The organism is Actinopolymorpha sp. B17G11 (genome assembly GCF_040196095.1).
Lineage (GTDB): Bacteria > Actinomycetota > Actinomycetes > Propionibacteriales > Actinopolymorphaceae > Thermasporomyces.
This window is the reverse complement of sequence record NZ_JBEFTW010000008.1, coordinates 15633-37606: the sequence shown is the minus strand read 5'-3', so window position 1 is coordinate 37606 and position 21974 is coordinate 15633. Positions and strand designations below refer to the sequence as shown.

Annotated in this window: 19 protein-coding genes; 13 read left to right on the top strand and 6 right to left on the bottom strand. The window is 68.9% G+C overall.

Annotation, left to right across the window (positions count from 1 at the left end):
- Positions 1-5: 5 nt before the first annotated feature.
- Positions 6-839, bottom strand: coding sequence for a helix-turn-helix transcriptional regulator (locus ABN028_RS10830; protein ID WP_349696500.1), 834 nt, complete (start codon positions 837-839; stop codon positions 6-8).
- A gap of 332 nt (positions 840-1171) precedes the next feature.
- Here ABN028_RS10830 and ABN028_RS10825 point away from each other — a divergent pair, with 332 nt between their 5' ends.
- Together ABN028_RS10825 and ABN028_RS10820 are read left to right on the top strand one after the other, a co-directional pair.
- Positions 1172-3115: an ABC transporter substrate-binding protein gene (locus tag ABN028_RS10825; protein ID WP_349696499.1), complete on the top strand. Its 1944-nt coding sequence runs from the start codon at positions 1172-1174 to the stop codon at positions 3113-3115.
- 55 nt (positions 3116-3170) lie between these two features.
- Positions 3171-4076: a phytanoyl-CoA dioxygenase family protein gene (locus ABN028_RS10820; protein WP_349696498.1), complete on the top strand. Its 906-nt coding sequence runs from the start codon at positions 3171-3173 to the stop codon at positions 4074-4076.
- Positions 4077-4186: 110 nt separating this feature from the next.
- Here ABN028_RS10820 and ABN028_RS10815 read toward each other — a convergent pair whose 3' ends face one another.
- From ABN028_RS10815 to ABN028_RS10805, 3 genes are all read right to left on the bottom strand, one after another.
- Complete coding sequence (locus ABN028_RS10815; RefSeq protein WP_349329470.1) at positions 4187-4465, bottom strand: SHOCT domain-containing protein; 279 nt, start codon at positions 4463-4465, stop codon at positions 4187-4189.
- A gap of 207 nt (positions 4466-4672) precedes the next feature.
- The gene (locus ABN028_RS10810) at positions 4673-5587 is read right to left on the bottom strand and encodes an aminoglycoside phosphotransferase family protein (protein ID WP_349696497.1); all 915 of its coding nucleotides are present in this window, start codon (positions 5585-5587) and stop codon (positions 4673-4675) included.
- 110 nt (positions 5588-5697) lie between these two features.
- Positions 5698-6888, bottom strand: coding sequence for an MFS transporter (locus ABN028_RS10805; protein WP_349696496.1), 1191 nt, complete (start codon positions 6886-6888; stop codon positions 5698-5700).
- Between the two features lie 83 nt (positions 6889-6971).
- Here ABN028_RS10805 and ABN028_RS10800 point away from each other — a divergent pair, with 83 nt between their 5' ends.
- The 3 genes from ABN028_RS10800 (at position 6972) to rhmD (ending at position 9514) form a co-directional block, all read left to right on the top strand.
- On the top strand, positions 6972-7406 hold the full coding sequence (locus ABN028_RS10800) for a MarR family winged helix-turn-helix transcriptional regulator (protein WP_349329473.1): 435 nt from the start codon (positions 6972-6974) through the stop codon (positions 7404-7406).
- Between the two features lie 53 nt (positions 7407-7459).
- On the top strand, positions 7460-8182 hold the full coding sequence (locus tag ABN028_RS10795; protein WP_349329474.1) for a class I SAM-dependent methyltransferase: 723 nt from the start codon (positions 7460-7462) through the stop codon (positions 8180-8182).
- A 117-nt stretch (positions 8183-8299) separates the two neighbouring features.
- Complete coding sequence (gene rhmD / locus ABN028_RS10790) at positions 8300-9514, top strand: L-rhamnonate dehydratase (RefSeq protein WP_349696495.1); 1215 nt, start codon at positions 8300-8302, stop codon at positions 9512-9514.
- Between the two features lie 9 nt (positions 9515-9523).
- Here the strand turns inward: rhmD and ABN028_RS10785 are convergent, their stop codons facing one another.
- Positions 9524-11821 carry a glucosidase family protein gene (locus ABN028_RS10785; protein WP_349696494.1) on the bottom strand — a complete coding sequence of 766 codons (2298 nt, stop codon included), beginning with the start codon at positions 11819-11821 and terminating at the stop codon, positions 9524-9526.
- Positions 11822-12037: 216 nt separating this feature from the next.
- Between ABN028_RS10785 and ABN028_RS10780 the strand changes: the two genes are divergently transcribed.
- The 8 genes from ABN028_RS10780 to ABN028_RS10745 all read left to right on the top strand — a co-directional run bounded on the left by ABN028_RS10780 (position 12038) and on the right by ABN028_RS10745 (position 21067).
- Positions 12038-12877, top strand: a complete 840-nt coding sequence (locus ABN028_RS10780) for a helix-turn-helix transcriptional regulator (protein ID WP_349696493.1) — start codon at positions 12038-12040, stop codon at positions 12875-12877.
- Positions 12878-13208: 331 nt separating this feature from the next.
- Positions 13209-15320: a hypothetical protein gene (locus ABN028_RS10775; RefSeq protein ID WP_349696492.1), complete on the top strand. Its 2112-nt coding sequence runs from the start codon at positions 13209-13211 to the stop codon at positions 15318-15320.
- A gap of 13 nt (positions 15321-15333) precedes the next feature.
- Positions 15334-16602 (top strand): Gfo/Idh/MocA family protein, encoded by a 1269-nt coding sequence (locus ABN028_RS10770; RefSeq protein WP_349696635.1) that lies wholly within the window; start codon positions 15334-15336, stop codon positions 16600-16602.
- Between the two features lie 35 nt (positions 16603-16637).
- Entirely contained in the window at positions 16638-17762 is a 1125-nt protein-coding gene (locus ABN028_RS10765) for a mandelate racemase/muconate lactonizing enzyme family protein (RefSeq protein ID WP_349696491.1), read from the top strand.
- Positions 17759-18868: an NAD(P)-dependent oxidoreductase gene (locus ABN028_RS10760; protein ID WP_349696490.1), complete on the top strand. Its 1110-nt coding sequence runs from the start codon at positions 17759-17761 to the stop codon at positions 18866-18868. The genes ABN028_RS10765 and ABN028_RS10760 overlap by 4 nt, the downstream gene beginning before the upstream one ends.
- On the top strand, positions 18865-19746 hold the full coding sequence (locus tag ABN028_RS10755; protein WP_349329481.1) for an amidohydrolase family protein: 882 nt from the start codon (positions 18865-18867) through the stop codon (positions 19744-19746). The genes ABN028_RS10760 and ABN028_RS10755 overlap by 4 nt, the downstream gene beginning before the upstream one ends.
- 2 nt (positions 19747-19748) lie before the next feature.
- Complete coding sequence (locus ABN028_RS10750; RefSeq protein ID WP_349329482.1) at positions 19749-20045, top strand: putative quinol monooxygenase; 297 nt, start codon at positions 19749-19751, stop codon at positions 20043-20045.
- Positions 20042-21067, top strand: coding sequence for a fumarylacetoacetate hydrolase family protein (locus ABN028_RS10745; RefSeq protein WP_349329483.1), 1026 nt, complete (start codon positions 20042-20044; stop codon positions 21065-21067). The genes ABN028_RS10750 and ABN028_RS10745 overlap by 4 nt, the downstream gene beginning before the upstream one ends.
- 111 nt (positions 21068-21178) lie before the next feature.
- Here the strand turns inward: ABN028_RS10745 and ABN028_RS10740 are convergent, their stop codons facing one another.
- Positions 21179-21859: a uridine kinase family protein gene (locus tag ABN028_RS10740; protein ID WP_349696489.1), complete on the bottom strand. Its 681-nt coding sequence runs from the start codon at positions 21857-21859 to the stop codon at positions 21179-21181.
- Positions 21860-21974 lie beyond the last annotated feature (115 nt).

Here is a 21974-nt window from a genome sequence, read left to right as displayed (position 1 = left end):
CCGGGTCAGGCACGCGCGGTCCGGCGGGGACGCCGCTGTTGGAGTCGGAAGGCGCTCGGCGGCATGCCGGTCCGCCGGGAGAACATGCGGGTGAAGTACGCCGGATCGTCATGGCCGACCTTCCGGGCGATTTCGGCGACCGTGAGGTCGGACTCGGCGAGGAGTTCCTTGGCGCGGTTGAGGCGTATCCGAAGGACGTACTCCTTGGGTGAGCATCCTCCACCGCGTCGGATGGTTCGGCGCAGCGAGCTCAGGGACAGCCCGATGCGTCGGGCGTGCTCGTGCACCGAGAGTGGGCTGCAGGCACCCTCGCGCAGGGCCGCAAGGATGGCGGCATCGTCGGCGTCACGGTCGCCGTCCTGGTCGTGGGCACCCAGGACCAGGGCGTGGACGGCGTGGGCGGCCTCCACCTCCGTGCCAGGACGCTGGTGGCGGCAGACGTCGAGCAACCGGTCCAGGGCGGCCCGTGCGCCGAACGGGTCGGCGAGGGGGACGACGGGCTCGGTCCTGGAGAGGTAGCCGAGTTCTTCGTACGCGGTCGCCGCCGGGCCCTCGAAGAGCAGCCAGATCTCCTGCCAGCCACGGCCATGCGGCCCGTAGCTGTGGGGCACGCCCGGGAACAGCCAGAACAGGGTCGACGCCGTGAGCTCGGCGCGGCGCGGCGGGTCACCCCACTCCAGCCACCCCGCACCCTTGACGACGAACACGGCTGCGTAGGACTGCAGGACACGAGGCGGGCAGGGGTCGACCTGCTGTTTGTGGCCCGCTCCGAGGCAGGCCATCCCCAACCTGCGTTGCGTGGCGGTCGGCGTCAGGTAGTGCGCCCAGCCCTTGACCATGTGGTCCTCCTGACCCGCCGCTTGCCGTACGGCGGAGGCTTCGCAAAAGTCCAAGATCGAGGTTGATTAGTCCATGTCCGCCCGTCAGCGTACGCAGGAGACTCGACAAGACCCAGGGCAGAAAATGCCAAGCCGGAGTCTCGGCGGACCGTCTGGAGATCACGATGACGCGCGGATCGGCGGTGAGCAGGCGCAGCCTCCTCAGGGCGTCCGCTGTGGTTGCGGCCGCTGCCACGCTCGGGTCCTGCTCCGGAGATGGGGCTTCCCGCTCCGGCCGCCGCGCGGGCACCGGGCCGGCTGGCGGCACGGGTTCGCCGACGAAACCGCTCCCCGTGCCGCCTTCGCTGCACGAGGCGCCGACGCTGGCCGCGCGGGTGAAGGCAGGTGACCTGCCAGCGCTCGCGAAGCGGCTGCCGGATCATCCGTACGTCGTGCCACACCGGTGGCTGCGGCGCGGCAGCTACGGCGGCGTCTGTCGCCTCGTCGCCGGAGAAACGAACGACGCCGCCATCGGCCAGTACATGTACGGCCACTCGATCCTGCGCTGGCTCAACGACGGCATGGATGTCGGGCCCGGTCTCGCCGAGAGCTGGGAGCCCAACGAGGACTTCTCCCAGTGGACGTTCCACTTCCGTACCGGTCTTCGGTGGTCGGACGGAACGCCATGGACGACCGCCGACATCATGTACTGGTGGGAGGACACGGTCCTCGACGAGAGCCACCCGGAGGTTCCGCCGGACGAGGCGGTCTCCGGCACGGGAGGCGTGGCCGAGCTGTCGGCGCCCGATGACCACACGCTGGTGATCAGCTTCGACTCGCCGACACCGCTCACGCCGGACCGCCTGGCCGACACGGTCAACCGCAGTGTCGGTGCCGACTGGATGCTGCCACGTCACTACCTCGAGCAGTTCCACCCGGAGTACTCCCGCTCGGTCACCGCCGACGACTGGTACCTCACCCACGACAGCAAGGCGGACTTCCTCGTCAATCCCGACTGTCCGGTGATGACCGGCTGGAAACTCACGATTTACACCGAAGGTCGCAGCGTCAGCTGGGAACGCAACCCCTACTACTGGTGCGTCGACCGCGCGGGGAACCAGCTGCCCTTCATGGACACGATGATCTGGAACGTCGTGAAGGACGAGGAGGTACGCAAGCTCCAGTTCACCGAGGGGCGAGTCGACTTCGCGGAGGGTCAGCACTCCACCATCGCGCTCGCCGACGTGGAGGGTCTCAAGCAGGCGGCATCGCGCACCGGCCTTCGCGTGTGGTTCTGGGGGAGCGGTTCCGGAAGCGGTTCGCTGTTCTTCTTCAACTACGACTATCCCGACGACGCGATGCGCGAACTGATCCGGAACCGGAAGTTCCGCCAGGCGCTGTCACATGCGTACAACCGCAAGGACGTGCTCAAGTCGCTTTACTTCAACAGCGGCGAGCTGACGACCGGAACGCTCAGTCCCAAGGCGCCGTGCTTCCAGGCCGGCAGTCGCGGACAGGACGTCTACCGCGCCTGGCGGGACGCCTATGTCGACCACGACCCGAAGAAGGCCGCCCAGATCCTTGACGAGATCGGCGTGGTGGATGCCGACGGCGACGGCTTCCGCGAGAAGCCCGACGGCTCCGAACTGGTCGTACGGCTGGACTATCCGGCCGACACGAGCAAGGAGCACATCACCAAGAACGAGCTCCTGCGCAGGGACTGGCAGGCCATCGGGGTGAAGACCGAGATGAACCCCGTTCCGCCCACCGCATGGTCGGACATGTGGAGTCGTGGGGAGCTGATGAGCAACACCGCCTGGGAGATCGGAGGCGGCGGCATCATGAGCTGGCCCTCCTGGGTGGTCCCCACCATCCCCGACACCTGGGCACCCCTGCACGGACAGGCGTACATCATGCGCAGCGGTGATCCGGACAAACTCGAGGAGGAGAAGGGCCTGAACCCGTGGAAACGCCATCCACCGTGGGTGCTTCCGGAAGAGGGCAGCCCGATCGATCGGCTGTGGCGACTGTATGGCCGGGCACGGATCGAGGCCGACAATGCAAAGCTCAACGACCTGCTGTGGCAGATGTGCCGGATCCACATCGAGGACGGGCCGTTCTTCCTCGGCGTCGTGGCCGACTATCCGCAGGTGATCCTGGTGCACAAGGACATGGAGAACGTTCCCCAGCAGGAGAACCTGTTTCTCGGCGGACAGATCAACACGTGGGACATCCCGGTCCCGGCGGTCTACGACCCGGAGGCATGGTTCTGGACCAACCCGGATCAGCACACCTAGACGCGACTGGCACCGAGCTTCGCCAACTGCCCCGTCGGGAACTCGAGGAGCGACCATGACTGTCACACCCATCTGGCCGCGGCTCGTCGCACAACACCACGAGCTGGATCCCGCGCCCGAGGCACTGGGCGAGCTCCGCAGCTCGGCAGCAGTGGCCGACGACCCGCACCAACTCCGGCAGCGGATGGCCGACGACGGCTATCTCTTCCTGCCAGGCTTTCTCGGTCGCGACGCCGTAATGGAGGCACGGCGCAGCGTCACCGATCGTCTGGCCGCAGAAGGGCTCACGGATCCGAGCCGGCCCGCCGACCTCGCGGTGGCACCGGCGGACTCGACGCTGACGTTCAAGCCCGACCTCGCCCATGACAACGCGCCCCTGCACGAGTTGTTGTACGGCAGCCTGATGCTCGACTTCTACCAACGCCTGTTGGGCGGGGCGATCCGGCACTACGACTACACCTGGATGCGGGCGGTGGCGCCGGGGCGCGGGACGGCCCCGCACGGGGACGTGGTCTTCATGGGCCGCGGAACGCACAACGTCTACACCGCATGGGTACCGCTCGGCGACGCGGACTTCACCCTGGGTGGCCTGATGGTCCTGGAGGGGTCGCACCGCCGTGGCCAGATCGTCGACGACTACGCCCTTCGTGACGTCGACACCTACTGTCAGAACACCGATGGTGAGGACGACCTGTCGCGGTTCAACGGCACGCTCTCCCGGGACCCGGTGCGCCTGCGCGAGGAGTTCGGCGGACGTTGGTTGACCACCGAGTTCCGGGCGGGAGACCTGCTGACGTTCAGCATCTACCTCGTGCACGCCAGTCTCGACAACCGCTCCGACCGGATCCGACTCTCGTCGGACTCGCGCTACCAGCTCGCGTCGGAACCCGTCGACGACCGCTGGATCGGCGAGGCGCCTGTCGCCCACGGCCCGGATGCCAAGCGCGGCCTGATCTGCTGATCCCGCGACGCCGACCGTGAAGGCGCCAGCGCGCCGCCACCTGTGGTGGCGGCGCCCGGCATGCCCTTCCGCACCGATTCGGCACCCGACGGCGATGATCTAGACCGCCGTCAGGACTTGCCGCGGAGGACGGCCCGACGCTGCTTCAGCTCCTCCTCGGTGATGTCGCCGCTGGCGTACCGCTCCGCAAGGGTGCGCTCGGCGGCCCCGCGTGCCGACTGCGCGGGCGACCTGCGGTAGATCAGGTACCCGATGCCGGACAGAACGGCGACCCAGAACAGAATCGGGAAGATCAGCCACCAGCCCGGCCCGCCGCCACCCCAACCGGGATGTCCGTTGCCCCAGTACGCCTGCGCGAACTGCGTGAAACTCGCAAGTTGTGCCATCATCACGATCTCCTTCTGGAGTATGCGTCTCGCTTTTCTGCGTCCCTTGATCGTGTCTCGATGGCGCTGACACGGGATCGGTCAGGCGGCGGCACCTGGCGTACGTCGTCCAGCGCAGGCGCGGGCTGCTGCGTACCGCCCCGGAGGTACGTCACGCCGATAGCGCACGGTGAGGAACCTGGTAGCGGGTGGCGTCCACCTGACCGACGATCACAGGAGACGGGTGAGGTCGTCCGCCAACAGGTGCAGGCTGGCGAGGACGCCAGGTACGTTGCGTGGGTCGTCGCGGACGACCTGGAACCGCACGATGTCGAAGGCCGTGGCGGCCACACTGAACGCGAGCGGTCCGGGTCCCGCGACGGCCTCGCCCGCCCTCCGGATCAGCTGGCGGACCTCTCCGCTGTCGGTCTCGACGTAGGCCTCCCGGAGGAGCCATGCGTAGTCGACGACCCTGGTGCCGCTGCCGAGCGCCTCGACGTCGATCACGCCGGTGACCCGACCGTCCTCCATCATGACGTTGCAGCTGTTGAAGTCGCCGTGCACCATGTCGCCATCGGGCAGCTGCACCGCACCATGCGGGGCGAGGACCTGGTCGAAGTGGGTGAGGAGGTCTCTCCCTGCCTGGCCGAGGGTCTGCAGGAACGGCCGTGGGCCGTCGGGATGCTGGTCGAGTACGACGGCACTGATGTAGTCCGACCAGTTGTGGCCGGGGTCAGGATCCAGCCCGGCCTGGCGTTCGATCACGTCGACCAGCGGGGCAACGGACTCGGCCGTCAGCGGGTCTCCCGGCTGGCCGGATACGAGTTCCTGCACGTGATAGGAGGTCCCGGCCTCGGTGACGCCGGCGGCGATCCACCGCGGTGTCGGGTAGCCGGTTGCTCTGAGGGCGTCGACCATGCCCAGGAGGCGCGGTCTGCGCGACGCAGGGTCGTCGTCACGGCACTTGAGGATGGCGTGCCCGCCGGCGGGATCGACGAGGATCCAGGCTCCGCCGTTCATCCCGCCCTCGCACCGGCCGCGCAGTTCGAAGTGCAGGCCATGGAGGTGGTTGATCGCGCTGACGACGTGCCGGGTTCGTACCACGGCAGGGTCGGTGTGGTCGGTGGTGTCTGTGGCGTCGTTCATGAGGGTGTTCTCTCTCCAGAGTCGGACAGCCGTCCCGTCGGGGCCGACGGGACGGTGGTCGAATGCGCGGCAGAGGCCGCGCGGGAGAGGTCACGCCACGAGCGATGACCCTAGCGGTCGTGTGCGTACGTACGACAGCGATTTGTGCGGCGGGCGAGGCATTGGTGGTCCCGGCGTAGGGAGTAGAGGGCGATCGCCAGGCCGGCCACGGTCAGGGCGGCGGCGGCAGGGTAGATCGACCGCAGCCCCAGCCCGCTGCTGATCACCTGTCCGCCGAGCCAGCCGGCGAAGGCGGCGGCGAGTTGGAAGCCGGAGGCGTTGACCGCGACGGCGAGTGTCGGCGCCGCGCTCGCCGTCGTCAGGACACGTGCCTGCATGCCCGGAATGAGGGCGAACGCAAGAACTCCGAGGGCGAAGGTCAGCACGGCCGCGGCCGGCCGGATCCCGCTGACCATCCAGAACACCACCAGAGTGCCGGCCAGGACGCCGAGAATGCCGATCAGCGAAGGCATCAGGGCCTTGTCCGACAGCCAACCACCGAGGAAGTTCCCGAGCACCGCGCCGGTGCCGTAGACCAACAGCAGCACCGGAATCGCGCCGGCGGCGAAGCCGGCGACGTCGGTGAGCAGGGGCGTGATGTAGCTGAAGACCATGACGATCCCGACGTTCCCCACCGCGGTGAGCGCGATGGCGAGCCGGACGTCGCTGTTCGCGAACACCCGCAACTCCCCAACGACCGAACCGGTAGCAAGGGCGGGCCCCGCGGGAACGAACCGCAGGACCGCCAGCAGGCCGGCGGTCGCGACGGCGGCGACCGCCACGAAGGTCGTCCGCCAGCCGAGGTTCTGGCCGATGAGGGTGCCGATCGGAGTGCCGAGGATGATGCCCAGGTTCATTCCCAGGACCAGCTTCGCCACGGTCGAGGCCTGCCTGCCCTCGGGCGCCATCGAGACCGCTGTGGTGATTGCCACGGCGAAGAACGTGGCCACGACCAGGCCGGCGACGAACCGGGCCCCGAGGAGCAGGGCGTAGGTCGGTGCCACCGCCGACGCGACGTTCCCGACCAGGGAGACGGCGATGAGCCCGGTGAGGAGTGTCCCGCGGGCAAGCCGTGCCGTCACCACGGTGACCACTGGGCCTCCGACGATCATGCCGAGGGCGTACGCCGTCACCAGCAGCCCGGCCGCGGGGATCGACACCGAGAGGTCCGCGGCGACGTCCGGCAGGATGCCGGCGATCACGAACTCACCGGTCGTCAGGCTGAAGACCACCAGCATGAGCGAGAGGACGGGGAGTGGCATGGCGACGCGCTCCAATGCATCGAGCTTGCATAATACGAGCTAGAACTATCACAGCTCGAAGTACGAGCGCTACACTCGGGGCTGTGGCAGGGCAGCGGGATCTGGCCGAAGAAGTGCAGATCGACCGGGACGTGTGCGGGTTGGTCCACCAGTTCGTGCAGCGGCTCGAGGTCCACGTTCGCGGCGTCGCTGATGAGCTCGGCCTCACCCCGGCGCAGGTCGTCGCGCTCCGGGAGCTCTCCGAGCCGATCACCGCTCGTGAGCTCGCCACCAGGATGCACTGCGAAGCGTCGAACGCGACGTTCATCCTCGACCGGCTCGAACAGCAGGGTCTGATCAAGCGGCAACCCCACCCGTCTGACCGGCGGGCCAAGCAGATCGTGCTCACCGCGGCCGGCCGGCGCACCCGCGCGGCCGTGCTCAAGCGCCTGCGTACCCAGTCACCACTCGCCCCGCTCACCGCGGCGCAGCAGGAGTCCCTGCGTGATCTGTTGAAAGTGCTCGTCACGCAAGGTTGACCGGCTCGCCCAGGCGATGTCTCCCCTCCCGGATGGATGGCACAATGCCGCCCATGGCGACTGCCCGTGATCCCGCCGGCGTTCCTGGCTGGTTGCTCGACGAGATGGCGACCGCGGGTCGGGAGAACCTCGACGCCGACCATGTGGCCCGCTACGACCTGAAGGAGGACTCGGGGGCGGCCGAGGAGGTACTCCTGTGCCGCGAGCTCGGCCTGACACGCGAGTCGACGATCGTCGAGATCGGGCCAGGAACCGGACAGTTCACCCTGGCCGTGGCCCCCGAGTGCCGGCGGATCGTCGCGGTGGACGTCTCACCGGTGATGCTACGAATACTGCGCGCCAAGGTCGACGAGGCCGGGTTGGACAACATCGCCGCCGTCCGCGCCGGGTTTCTGACCTACGACCATCAGGGAAGCCAGGCGGACTTCGTCTACTCCCGGTACTCCCTGCACCACCTGCCAGACTTCTGGAAGGCCGTCGCCCTGGCGCGGATCCACCGGTTCCTTCGACCTGGTGGCGTCTTCCGGCTGTGGGACATCGTGTACAGCTTCGAACCCACCGAGACCGAGGAACGCATCGAAGCGTGGTGCTCCACTCTTCCCGAGGCGGTCGAGGACGGCTGGAACCGGCGTGATCTCGAAGAACACGTCCGCGACGAGCACTCGACCTTCAGCTGGCTCCTCGAGCCGATGATGCGGCGAGCCGGCTTCGCCGTCGAGGACGCGGACTACTCCGACGACGGCATCTTCGCGAAGTACGTCCTTCGCCGCACCTGACCCCGCGGGTGACGTCCGCTGGGCCAACGCACGTGTGCCGCTTCACGGATATGAAGGGTGGTTGACCGTTTCCCGGACCTGATCAAGGCTCCGCGTCGGGGTGGAAGGGAGCAGGAGATGGCCGAGGACCGCATCGTCGACGTTCGCGCATCCTTCGTCGCCACGGACGAACCTGCGCAGACCGGGGGGTCATCGGGCCAGCGGGAGATGGCCGCTCGGACCTCCGCCAGGCGGCAGAACCACTGGCTCGGTGGCAAGGTCGCGAACCCGATGACGAAGTACGCGGAGTTCCGCGACAACCGCGACGCCGGAATCGGCGCGGACGACGGCGGGACGGTCGTGGTCGAGGTCGAGGCGGAGTCCGGCCAGGTCGGTGTCTGGACGACGAACGGGCTCGCCGCCGCCGCGATCATCACCCAGCACCTGGCCCGGTTGGTGATCGGGGAGCGGGCGTCGGCGCATACGAGGATCTGGGATCGGATGTTCTCCAGCACCCTGCGCTACGGGCGCAAAGGCCTTGTGCTGCACGCGATCTCGGCGGTCGACCTGGCGATCTGGGACCTGCACGGCAAGGTCGTGGGCGAGCCCGTCCATGCGCTGATCGGCGGCCGGATCCGTGAGGGCGTACCCGTGTATGCGACGGGTCCCAAGCCGGAAATCGCTGCCGCGTGGGGATTCGCGGGCGCGAAGCTGCCGCTCGTGTGGCACCCGTGCGAGAGCGAGGCGGGGTTCCGCAACAACGTCGCGCTTGCCCGGGAGGCTCGCGAGAGCGTGCCCGCCGACTTTCCGTTGATGTACGACTGCTGGATGGCGCTCGACGTCGACTATGCCGTACGCCTGGCACACGCCGTCGAGCCGCTCGGCTTCACCTGGATCGAGGAACCGCTTCCGCCGGACGACTACTCCGGTCTTCGGAGGATCCGTGACCGGATGCCGCCGACGATGACGCTGAACACCGGCGAACACGAGTACACCGCGGCCGGCTTCAAGCTGCTGTGTGAGGCCGGGGTCGACGTCATCCAGCCCGACCTCGGCTGGTGCGGCGGAATGACCGAGGTGCTACGGATCGCCGACGTGGCACGGGTCTACGGCGTCAAGGTCATCCCGCACACCTGCGGCATGCCGAACTACCATTTCGTCGTCACCCAGCCGGGCGGTGACCTGGCGGAGTTCCCGGTGCTGTCGGCCGACGGTGAGTCGGTCGCCCGGCAGCACGCGCCGCTGTTCACCGGCGAGGACGTGCCTGACAAGGGCGTGTTGACAGTCGGTGACAAGCCTGGCTTCGGGCTGACCCTGGACCCGGGCGTACGCCTGGAACGTGCGGTGCGCTAGCAGACATTCTCAGTTGTCTGGCGGGGCGGCCAGCGTGACCGGCTCCCCTGCGGGTGCGGTCGTACGGACCTCGAGCTCGGGTGCCTCGACGGTGTAGCGGGCGCGCTCGAGCCTGGTCAGGACGACGCCTGCCTGCGCGCTGTCGTCCGTCGCCACGAAGCGGTAGTGTCCCGCCGGCTGGTCGCTCGTTCCCACGACGACCTGTCGACCGCCAGCCGGGTCGAGCACCTGCGCGGCAACGCTGACCCAGCGCTTCCCGATACGACGTTGCAGGGTGAGGGCCACCGGTTCGTCGGTCGCGGTCCCGAGATCGACCGTGAACCTGTCCACCGGTGCGTTGGTGACGACACCGCCGGCGGCCAGTGACGGCGGTGTCACGTCCTCCTGGGCGGCGTCGAGTACCCGGACAGCTGCCAGTGTCATGCCGCCCCCACCCTCTCCCTCGGGATGGGGCAGCGGGCCGTCGGTGCCCGGCCGGATGGTGAGCAGGCGGTAGCGCCCGGGGGCCTGGGCCGGCACCGCGAGGTCGAGCCAGGTCGCGCGGCTCGCGAGATCGTCGTGGCGGCGGGCCGCGACGTGTACCCACGAGTCGTCGACGCGGCGCTCCAACGCGACGGTGACCCGGCCTCCGTGAGTGGCCGAAACCTGGACCTGCGCCTGGTTGAACGGCGTACTGGCGTCGAACTCCCGTGCCACAGACGCACCGGGAGCGAGGTCCTGCGGGCCGGCGACCGGCTCCGACCGCGCGACCACCCGCGCCCGCGAGACGTCCACACTGACCGACTGGCCGGCGTAGTCGATCTGCGACACCCTGGCGTCGACCAGTGCGGACGGGAGGTTCGGCGTTGCCTGCAGCCCGGCTGGCGTCGCCTCGACACCCGCGAACCCCTCCAGCAGGGGCAGGGCGGCGATGCCGGACTCGGGGAACGGGATATTGGACCCGACCTGCACCAGGCTCTCCCCGAAGTCGTTGTAAAGCCGGTTCGGCGCGTCGAAGGTCAGGCAGTGCGAGTCGGCAGCCATCCGGTCGAGCATCGCTACGAACCGGGCGTACGCATGGTCGGCGTCCTGGTGACGCAGCCGCGCCATCACGTCGTAGTAGCTCAACCACAGCACGGTCCCGCCATGCTGCACGGTGTCGCCGTACGGCTTGCGGCCCTGGGCCGGATCGGACCACCCGTCCCAGTCGGAGTCCGGAGGATTGCCCGTGGTCGTCCGTGGTGCGACGACGTTCTGGTAGACGTCGGTGCTTCCCGTGTGCGGCCCGAACGCGATCGGGTCGGCGGGTGCCGCCATGGCCGAGAAGACGCTCCTGGCCCTCTCCGGATCGCCCAGGCCCCGAGCGAGGGCCTCGAGGTTGACGTGCAGGTAGCCGCTGTCGTGCAGGTTGCCCTCGGCATCGCGCCAGCCGGCATACATTCCGCTGGCGTTGTTCCAGAACGCCTTGTCGTACTTCGCCGGGAACGCCTCCGCGAGTGCGGCGTAGCGCGCGGCCTGGTCGGGCTTGCCGGCAAGCCGTTCCAGTCGCGCCATGTCGAGAAGGGCGGTGTAGGCCGCCGCGTTGACCCAGGCGTCCTGATGTCCGGAACGCAGCTGGTCGAAGTAGGTGCTCGGCCTCGACCGGTCCGCCACGCCGTCGTTGGTGGAGAGCGGGATCGTCCAGATGCCGTCGTCGCCGCCCAGAACCGGAAGGACGTAGCGCTCCATGATGAGCTCGGCACGCGGCAGCGCGCGGGCCAGGAACTCCTCGTCGCGGGTCCAGACATAGTAGTCGTACGTCGCGTTGATGAACCGCGGGATCTGGTCGAAGTGGTACGAGCCGACGCCACCGTGCCGGTCGTTCGTGTCCGGCCAGGTCTCGAGGTCGGCCCACGACCACGGGAAGCCGTCGGGTTGCTTGCCGGTGACGCCGTTCGAGCCGTTGATCGGCAGCGTGAGCAGCCGCTCCATGCCACGGTCGCGGTGGCCCCGCTGGTCGGTCCAGGCGAACTTCCTGGCGTCCCACTCGGTCCATGCGCTGTTGGCCCCGAGCGGTGAGCCGGGCGCCTCGGGTCCGCCTTCGCCGAGGCCGTAGACCGTCCAGAACTGGTTGGCTCTTCTCGTGACTGCAGGCGAAGACGTGCCGAACGGCAACACCGTAGGACTCACTTGGCACCGGTCGGGCGGTGCCGACGACGCGGATCCCGCGGCCAACGAGACGGGGGCCGTTCCCGGTTGTGCCGCCGGCTCGGTCCGCACCGGATCGGCGGCCGAGGAGACCAGCACGAGACTTCCGCCGACGAGCAGGGCCGCGAAGCTGGCGCGCATGTGCACCTCCGGTCAGGCGTACGCGGACGATGGCCGGCCCCATGGTGCTGTCGGGCTCGCGTGGCAACAATGTCGCTCTCGCGCAGAAAAATGTCTCTTCGTGATCGGCGGCCCAGGCGTCCGAATCCGCAGTCCAGCAGCGGACACGCGGGCTGGACACTGCCAGCGCCACCCGGTTGAGAATGCGTGATTGTGACGTCTGCCATGCCGATACCGGTGAGTGATGCCCTTGCGTTCGTACGCCATGAATGGGCGGGCGGTCGGCTGCGGGCGATCCGCCTGGACGAGCTTGCCGAGGCAGCGTCGGTGTCGACGGGCCATTTCGCGCGGCAGTTCCGTCAGTACTACGACATCGGCGCCGTCGCTGCATTGGAGCGGTTGCGTCTCGCCCGCGCGGCATCGATGTTGCTGTGCGGCAACCAGCCGCTTGCGGTGGTGGCGAAGGAGTGCGGCTTCGCTGACGCGTTTCACTTCTCCAAACGCTTCTCCCGCACCTATGGCCTACCACCCGGTCGTTACCGTCGGTCGCGTACGGACCATGACGCGGACATACCACTCGCGGCGGCGGGTCTGCGGGCGATGGCCGCCACGCTGTGGCCCCCCACGGCGATCGAGCAGGCCGTCCACACCTCCGCACCGCCGCCGCTGCGTACCGGGGGCAGCTATGGCCAGACCTTCACCGTGCCCTTCGGGCTCAGCCTCACCCAGGTGCGGTTCATGCTGGCGACCTACAGCAGTACGACGTCGGGGGCCACCGTCACGCTCTACCGTGAGGATCCCGGTGGCGACCGTGCCCGGGTGGCGGCGAAGCGGATCGAACCGATGGTCGACAACACGACCGAGTGGCTGACGATTCCGTCGTACCAGCACGGCAGCTACTACCTCGAACTCTCCGAGCCTGTTGGCACGCCGACCTGGTGGTGGCATCAGGGTGGCATCGCCGCGGTGGGTGGGACCGCCCACATCGACGGCGCCCCTGTTCACGACATCAACTTCATCTTCTCGGCAACAGCAGTCGGCCCTGCCGCCGCGACCACCGCAGCGCACCAGAGGTGAGGACCCGGCGAAGACAGCTACGCAAGCACGAAGGGGAGCCATGACCGACTCGAAAGCAGAGACGTCGAACCCGGTAACACCGAACCCGGCAACACCGAACCCGGCAACACCGAACCCGGCAACACCGAACCCGGCAACACCGAACCCGGCAACACCGAACCCGGCAACACCGAACCCGGCAACACCGAACGCGCCGCAGATCAACAGGCGGGAGCTGTTGCAGGTGACGGCTACCGGGATGGCCGTCGCGCTGTCCGGAGCTTCGGCCGAGAGGGCGCAAGCGGCGGCGTCCCCCGCTGATCGGGCCCCGGCAGCCGCAACCTGGGACACGATGAGCGACACGTGGGTCGCCACCGACGGGCTCGGCAGGACGCTGCCCACCCATGAGGACGTGGGGCCACCGCGGGCCGACCGCTTCGTCGGCATGTTCTACTTCCTGTGGCTCGGCCAGCATTCGACCACCGGTCCCCACGACATCAGCAAGATCCTCACCGCCAACCCGGGCGCGGTCGAGGACGGCGACCACCCTGCGTGGGGACCGAGGGAGCACTTCCACCATTGGGGCGAGCCGTACTTCGGCTACTACCTCTCTGACGACTCCTGGGTGTTCCGGCGCCATGCCGAGATGCTCACCGACGCGGGTGTGGACGCCATCTTCTTCGACGTGACGAACAACTTCACCTACCCGGGTCCTTACCAGACCCTGTTCGATGCCTTCGCCGCCGTACGGCGTGACGGCGGCAAGACTCCACAGGTCGCCTTCCTCGCGCCGTTCTGGACACCGAGGAACGTCGTGCTGGAGCTCTACAAGGACCTGTACAAGCCGGGCATCCATGAGGACCTGTGGTTCCGCTGGGACGGCAAACCGTTGATCCTGGCCGACCCGGACCTGTTCGGCATGGAACCGCTCGGGACCGATGGTTCCGACCCCTCGCGACTGGAGACGGGCCAGACGCAGGGACAGACATTCACCACGACGGAGGCATTCGGCCGGGTCGGTGGCCGCTTCCCCACCTGGGCCAGCACCGATGCGGCAGTGACGGTGACCCTTCACCGCGACGGTCCCGGCGGCGAACCTGTGGCCCAGAGACGTTTCGACCGCGTTGTCGACAACGACATCGTCACCCTGGACCTGGACACCCCGGCCGGGGCCGGCACGTACTACCTCGAACAGTCCGACCCGAGCGGGACGATCGGCTGGTGGACCGACCCGGCAGACGTGCATGGAGGCGGTCAGGCCTACCGGGACGGCACCCCGGTGCCGGGCGACCGCGCGACCTACGTGGAGTACGCCACCGGCCCGATCGCCGAGATCAAGTCCTTCTTCACGTTCCGAGCGCCGCAGCCGTCCTACTTCGTCGGGCCGACCAAGCCCGACCAATGGGGTTGGCTGGAGGTCGCGCCCCAACGCGTCTACCGCGACGCGGCAGGTAACGCCGAGCAGATGACCGTCGGTGTGGGACAGAACGCCGTGGACGGTCGCCTCGGTGCCATGAGTGAGCCACGCGCACAGGGTCGCAGCTACCACGACGGTCAACTGCCGGCAGACGACAGCCATACGCCGGAAGGGCTGAATGTCCAGGAGCAGTGGGACCGCGCGCTCGAGGTCGACCCGGAGTTCGTCTTCGTCACGGGCTGGAACGAATGGGTCGCCATGCGGTTCGACAGCTTCGCCGGTGTCGATGCCCCGGTCGTCTTCGTCGACCAGTTCGACTGGGAACACAGCCGCGACATCGAGCCGTTACGCGGCGGGCCGGCGGGCGGGTTTCCCGAAGGAAACCACTATCAGGACGCGTACTACTACCAGCTCGTCGCGAACGTCCGTCGCTACAAGGGCGTGCGGCCGCTGCCACGCGCGTCCTCCCCACGGTCGATCCAGATCGACGGCTATTTCGACGACTGGCGGGCGATCGGCCCGGAGTTTCGTGACCACCGTGGCGACACGGCGCACCGCGACCATCCGGGCTGGGGCACTGTCGGCCGCTACGTCAACACGTCAGGGCGTAACGACATCGTGCTCGCCAAGGTCGCACGTGACGACCGCAACGTCTACTTCTATGCGCGGACCCGTGAGTGGATCACCCCCTTCGACGGCCGCAACTGGATGCTGCTCTTCCTCGACCTCACTGGTGATCCAGGCACCGGATGGGAGGGTTTCGACTTCGTGGTCAACCGGCGCGTCAAGAACCCGCACCGCACCTCTCTCGAGGCGAGCGAGGGCGGTTGGTTGTGGCGCGAGGTCGCCGAGATCAGCTACGCCGTCAAGGGCCGGGAGCTGGAGCTCGCGATCCCACGCAGTGTCCTCGGCCTTGACGGGGCAGCACCGTTACGGATCGACTTCAAGTGGATCGACCACATGCAGGACGAGGGCAACATCCTCGATGTGATCGAGAACGGTGATGCCGCGCCGAGTGGACGGTTCCGCTATCGGTACACCGAGTGAGGTGCTGCACGTGATGCACTCCGTGAACGACGGCCGCCAGGCGAGCCGCCTGCCGTTGTGTCTCGTCGGCTGTGGTGGCATGGGGCGCCGGCACCTGTCCGGGTACGCCGCACTGTCCCGCGCGGGGCTCTGGCGGGCGGATCTCGTTGCCGTGTTCGACGTCCGCCGGGAGGCTGCGGAGGCGGTGGCCGACGACGCGGAACGCCTTCTGGGCAACCGGCCGCGGGTTCACACCGAGTTCGCGGCTGTGCTGGACGATGACGACATCGCCGCCCTCGACGTGGTGACGGATCCGTCGACCCATCACGCCATCGCTGTGCCGGCGTTGGAGTCCGGTCGACACATCCTCTGCGAGAAGCCGCTCGGCCTGACCATCCGGGCCTGCCAGGCGATGCTCGACGCGGCGCGTTCCAGTGGTGCGGTGCTCGCGACTGCCGAGAACTACCGCCGCGGTGGCCCCAACCGGATGGCCCGCGCGGTTGTCAAGGCGGGCTTGCTCGGCCGTCCGTACCTCATGGTGCAGCAACTCGTCGGTGGCACCGACCGGGTGGTCATCACGCCGTGGCGGCACCGCAAGCAACGCGGCACCATTGCGCTCGACATGGGCGTCCACCTGACCGATCTGGTGGAGTTCTATCTCGGGCCGATCGCGAGCGCGTACGGCCGGGGCCTCATCGCCGAGCCGGTACGCCGGACGGCGGACGGCGAGCCGGTCGAGGCGACGGGGGAGGACTCGCTGCTCGGCCAGTTCCGTACCGTCTCAGGCGTCGAGGTGCAGCTGGCCTACCTGCCGGCCGGTCCCGGACACCGTTACGTCCAACGCACGATCCACGGCTCGGCCGGCTCGATGGCGATCCCGCCGGACCGTACCGACGGCGAGGTCGAGCTACGCCGCGCGGACGGTGTCGTCCGCGGCCGCGAACTGGCCGCCGAGTTGGGTGAGGCGTTCGTCCTGGACGACACCACCGTTGCCCTGCTCGGCCCGGACGGCACCGGTGGCGGCGCCCCGTTCGCCGAGGTCGACGCGGGCTATCTCGGGGTGGAGATCGCGGACTTCGTGAGCGCCGTCCTCGACGGGCATCCGCCGGAGGTAGATGGCCTCGCCGGCACCCGGGCGGTGGCTGCGGTGCTCGCGGTGCTGGAGTCGGCCGCTCTCGACCGGTCGGTGAGGCTTGATGACGTGCTGACCGGTGCCGTACGTAGCTACCAGGACGACATCGACGAGGTCCTCGGGCTGGCCGGCCCGGGCGCGAGCGAGGGAACAGAGGCGAGGCCCGCATGAACGGACCCCCGGGGGCCGGCAGGAGAGGGGGATCGATGCGCATCGACGAGGTAGAGACGTTCACGGCCGGCGGTGCTCTCTACGTGCGGCTGACCACCGACACCGGCGTCCAGGGGATCGGCGAGTCGACCTGCTTCGGTTGGCCGGTCGCCGTCGAGGAGGTGGTCCGGTCGTTCCGGAGTTATCTCGTCGGCGCGGATCCGTTCGACGTCGAGGCGCACTGGCTCCACCTCTACCGCACGCTCTGTTTCCGCGGCATGGTCGTCGTGGGCGCGATCAGCGCGATCGACCAGGCCCTGTGGGACATCCGCGGCCGGCACTTCGAGGTACCGGTGTGGCAGCTGCTCGGCGGGCGGTCCCGGCGCGCGGTCCGGGCGATGAAGGTGATCAGGGGCGATTCGGCGGCCGCGATGGCCGACGCCGCAGCCGGGGCGATGGCGGCGGGCTACACGGCGGCGAAGGTCATCTTGTTCGGCCACGAACACCACACCATGCGGCACGCCGCCCGCCTTGCCGACCTCGTTGAACGCTTCACCGCCATCCGCGACACGGTCGGCTGGGAACTCGACGTCGGCATCGAGCTCCACCGGAACATGGCGCCCGGCGACGCCGTGCAGCTGTGCGAGGAGATCGCGCCCCTGCGGCCGTACTTCGTGGAGGACCCGATCCCGCCGGACTCGGTCCTGGCGTTCGGCGAGGTCGGCGCGCGGGTGCGGGTGCCGCTGGCGGCGGGAGAGCGCAACACCACGATCTGGGAGTTCCGGGAGTACGCCTGCCAGCCGGGGGTCTCCTACCTGCGCCCCGACGTGGGGGTGGCCGGCGGGATCACGCACGTACGCAAGATCTGCGCACTTGCCGAGGCCCACCACCAGGGCATCCTGCCGCACGCCGTCCCGTCCGGGCCGGTGGCGACGGCGGCGCATGTGCATCTCGGCATCGCGGTTCCCAACTGGGAGGCGCAGGAGCACGTCGAGCAGGACGGCGGGCCGGCGTCCGACCTGGTGAAGGCGGTGGTCCCGCTGATCGACGGCTGGCTGTACCCACCGGATGCGCCGGGTCTCGGGGTCGAGCTGGACGAGGAGGGCTTGGCACGGACGCCCGTCCGCGCGGTCAGAGTCGGCGCACCGCTCCGCGAGGACGGCTCGGTGGCCATCCGATGAGCCGCGATCCGGAGCAGGAACGCCGGCCGAGCGTCGGCATCGCCTGCGATCCGCGGGTCCGCGAGGGCTACCTCGCGCCAGCGGACCTTGCGCGGCTGGAAGCATGTGCGGAGGTCCGGTTCGCTGACGTCACCGGTCACTGGTCCACGACCGATCCACCGCCCAACGACCCCGAGGCGGAGCAGGCGCTGGCAGAGTTCGCCGCCGACCTGGACGCGTTGGTCGTCTGCCACGGCGCGCCCCGCGTCAGCGACGCAGTACTGTCGGCCGCTCCGCGCCTGCGGGCCGTCGGCGACCTCGAGGGAGACCGGTTCGGCGCCCGGATCGACGTCGCAGCGGCGACAGCACGCGACGTCGCGGTCATCGACACCACCCACGGGTCGTCCTATCCGGTGGCCGAGTGGGCCCTCGCCCTGGCGATCATCGGTCTGCGTGACGCCGCGCGCCGGTTCCGCACGCTGATGACGGATGCCCCACACCGCAAGGGCGACGTCGCCCGACCGCGGGAGCTCACCGGACGAACCGTCGGGCTGATCGGCTTCGGGCACATCGCCTGGAGGCTGGTGGAGCTGCTCGCGCCCTTCGACGTCGACCTGGTGGCCCACGATCCGTACGCCCCGCGCGAGTTGGCCGACGCGCTCGGGATGACCTACGCACCATTGGACGTCGTACTCGCTGCCAGCGAAGTCGTCTTCTGCCTTGCTCCGTTGACGCCCAAGACCCGCGGCATGCTGGGCGCGCGAGAGCTGGACCTGCTGCGGCCTGGGTGCGTCTTCGTCAACGTGTCGCGGGGTGCGATCGTCGACACCGCCGCCCTGGTCGCCCGGCTGAGGCGTGACGATATCGTCGCCTGCCTCGACGTCCATGATCCCGAGCCCATTCCGGTCGACGCCGCCGTCCGCGGCCTACCCAACGTCTTCCTCTCCCCGCACATCGCCGGTACGACGGTGGAGTCCCGGACCCGGTTCTTCCAGCTGATGGTTCACGAGCTCGAACGCGTCTTCGCCGGTGCAGAACCACGCGCCATGCTGACATCGCGCATCGTGTCCGTCCGCAACGGCGCCAACCCGTCCGGCACCGCCAACCCATCCGGAGGTGAGCCGTGATCCTGGACAGCCACTGTCATGCCTGGCGGCGTTGGCCGTACGAACCACCGGTGCCGGATCCGGATTCCCACGGCAGCGTCGAGCAACTGCTCTACGAGATGGATGTGAACGGCGTCGAGAAGGCCGCGCTCGTCTGCGCCCGGATCGGCAGGGACGACTGCGCCAACGACGACAACAACGACTACGCCGCCAAGGCCGCGGCCCGCCACCCGGACCGGCTGGTCGTCCTCGCCGACGTCGACTGTTCGTGGCGGCCCGAGCACCACACGCCCGGTGCGGCCCGCCGACTGCGGGAGACCGTCGAGCGCCTCGGCGTCACCGGCTTCACCCACTACGTCCACTCCGCCAACGACGGATGGTTCCTCACCGCCGACGGCATGGAGTTCTTCGCCACCGCGGCCGAGCTCGACCTGATCGCGAGTCTGGCGATGTCACCCGCGTGGCAGGCCGATCTCCGCCAGGTCGCGCGTGCGTACCCCACCCTGCCGATCCTCGTCCACCACCTGGGCGGCCTGTCACCCACACGTCCGTCGTACGACGAGGACATGGCGCAGGTGATCGCCTCCGCCGAACTGCCCAACGTCGGCGTCAAGGTCTCCGGATTCCACTACGCGTCCGCCCCGCGCGGCTGGGACTTCCCCTACGCCGACGCGCGCGAGACGTTCCGGCACCTCTTCGCCGCCTACGGACCGCACCGGATGTGTTGGGGCTCCGACTTCCCCGCCGCCCGCCCTTTCCTTACGTACAAGCAGTCGTTGGAGGTCCTCCGCTCCCACTGTGACTTCTTCGAGCCGGCCGACCTCGACCTGGTTCTCGGCACCACCCTGGCCACCCTGCTCGACACCCGCCGCCCCGCCACCGCAACGGAAGGAACGTAGCCATGCCCGTCACGCTCATCGCGAGGTACCAGGTCCGCTCGGGTCACGAAGCCACCGTCCAGGAGGCCCTGACCCGGATGGCCGCACGGGTCAAGGCCGACGAGCCGGGATGCCTGCTCTACCAGGCGAACCGGTCCACCGAGGTCGAGAACCTCTTCTGCCTCTACGAGGTGTACGCCGACGAGGCCGCGCTCGTCGCCCACCGCGAGACACCGCACTTCGCGGAGATCGTCGAGGGCGAGATCGTCCCGCTGCTGGACAAGCGGGAACGCGAGGTCTACACCCAGGTCGTCGCATGAGACTCGTCCCCTTCGCGGTCGCTGGACGGGCCGGCTGTACCGAACACCTCGGCGCGTTGGTCGAGGGTGACGCCGACGCCGGGACGCTGGTCGACCTCACCGCGGCGACCCGTTGCCTGCTGGCTTCCCGGTCTGCCACCCGCGAAGCGGCCGATCGGATCGCCCGGGCGCTGGTCCCGTCCTGTGTTACGGCCTACATCGAAGGTGGCGAGCGCACACTGGACACCACCCGCGAGGCGCTCGCCGCGGCCGTCACCACCGGTTGGGCGACCGACCCGAACGGCGCCCAGGTGCGCTACGACGTTGCCGACATCGCCCGGCTGCCGGCCGTGCCCGAGCCACCGTTGCTGCGCGACTTCATGGGCTTCGAGGACCACCTGCGCAACATCTATCCCCGGCTCGGCCGCGACATCCCGCCGCAGTGGTACGAGATTCCCGTGTACTACAAGGGGAGTCCGTCCGCGGTCGGAGCGCACGGTGACGACATACCGATCCCGTCGTACGCCGATACGCTCGACCTGGAGTTCGAGATCGCCGCGGTCATCGGCCCGGGCGGTGTCGACATCGCCGCGGAGAAGGCACTCGACCACGTCTTCGGCTGGACGATCTACGACGACTTCTCGGCCCGTACCATCCAGGCACAGGAGATGGCGGTCGGTCTCGGTCCGGCCAAGGGCAAGGACTTCCTACGCGGCCACGTCCTCGGCCCCTGCCTCGTGACCGCCGACGAGATGCCCGATCCGTACTCCCTCACACTGACGTCGCGGGTCAACGGCGAGGTCTGGACGCGGACCAGCACCGCAGACATGCACTGGCGGTTCGAGCAGATGATCGCGCATGCGTCGCGCGGCGAGCGGATCCGGGCGGGAGAGGTCTTCGGTTCCGGCACCGTGGCCGGCGGCAGTGGCGCCGAGCAGGACCGGAGCCTCGCGCCCGGCGACGTTGTGGAGCTCGAGGTCGACCGGATCGGCGTTCTTCGCAACCGGATCGTGGCGTCAGAGCGAGGAGCAACCCACGCTTGACCGTGGTCGGACGGCAAGCCGCGGCGGCCGGAGTGATGTGGACTGACCTGGAGAACACGCGCTCGGCGCGCGCCAGTCGACTCCGGCACAGCGCCCGGCCGGGTCGAGTATTCAGGTGTGCGGTACGTCGATGTCGGGTCGGATTGGTCCGGGCGCGACGAGGATCTCGGTCCGGGGGTCGTGGTGGAGATGCGGTGTCCCGGCGATCACAAGGGCCGCGTGTTCCCACGGCCTGTGGTGGGCTAGGAAGGGCCGCTCCGCCGCGGCGTAGCGGTCCCAGAAGTCTTCCGCCGCCTGGTCTCCACCGTCCCGCGCGATGCCTCGCTGCCTTGCCTTGTCGGAGTCGGACTGCACCCAGATGGTCGCATCGACGAGATGGGCGAGCTCTTCCCGGCCAGCACCGACGCCCTCGATCAGGAGTACCCGCCGGTGCGCAGAGACCTCGATGGCCCCCTCGCGACCACGTAGCGACCACGCCGGTGGTCGAAGCCGGACACGTGCTCCCCGGAGCACCGGCTCGACGATCCCGGTCACGAGGAGATCAACCCAGCCGAAGAACGAGTCAGAGTGGTACCAAGCGACATCGTCGATGTGAACCACACCTGCCGCCGGCAGCACTCCACGGAGGCGTTCGGCGACCGTGGTCTTACCTGCACCGGATCGACCGTCAACCGCGACGATAGTTGGACGCCCGACTGGCGCACCATCGAGGAGCATCTCAGCAGCCTCGCCCAGAGGTGCTACCAGCCACCCACTGGCCGCCGGCTCCTCTGGATACACGCTCAGGGCCACGTACGCCATTATCGGCAACGAACCTGACGAGGCCGACCTGGGCTGCCGCCCCGAGCGAGGCGCGAACCAAGCCGAGCAGGGTTTGCGGCCGGTGTCACGCCGGTGAGTACGAGCG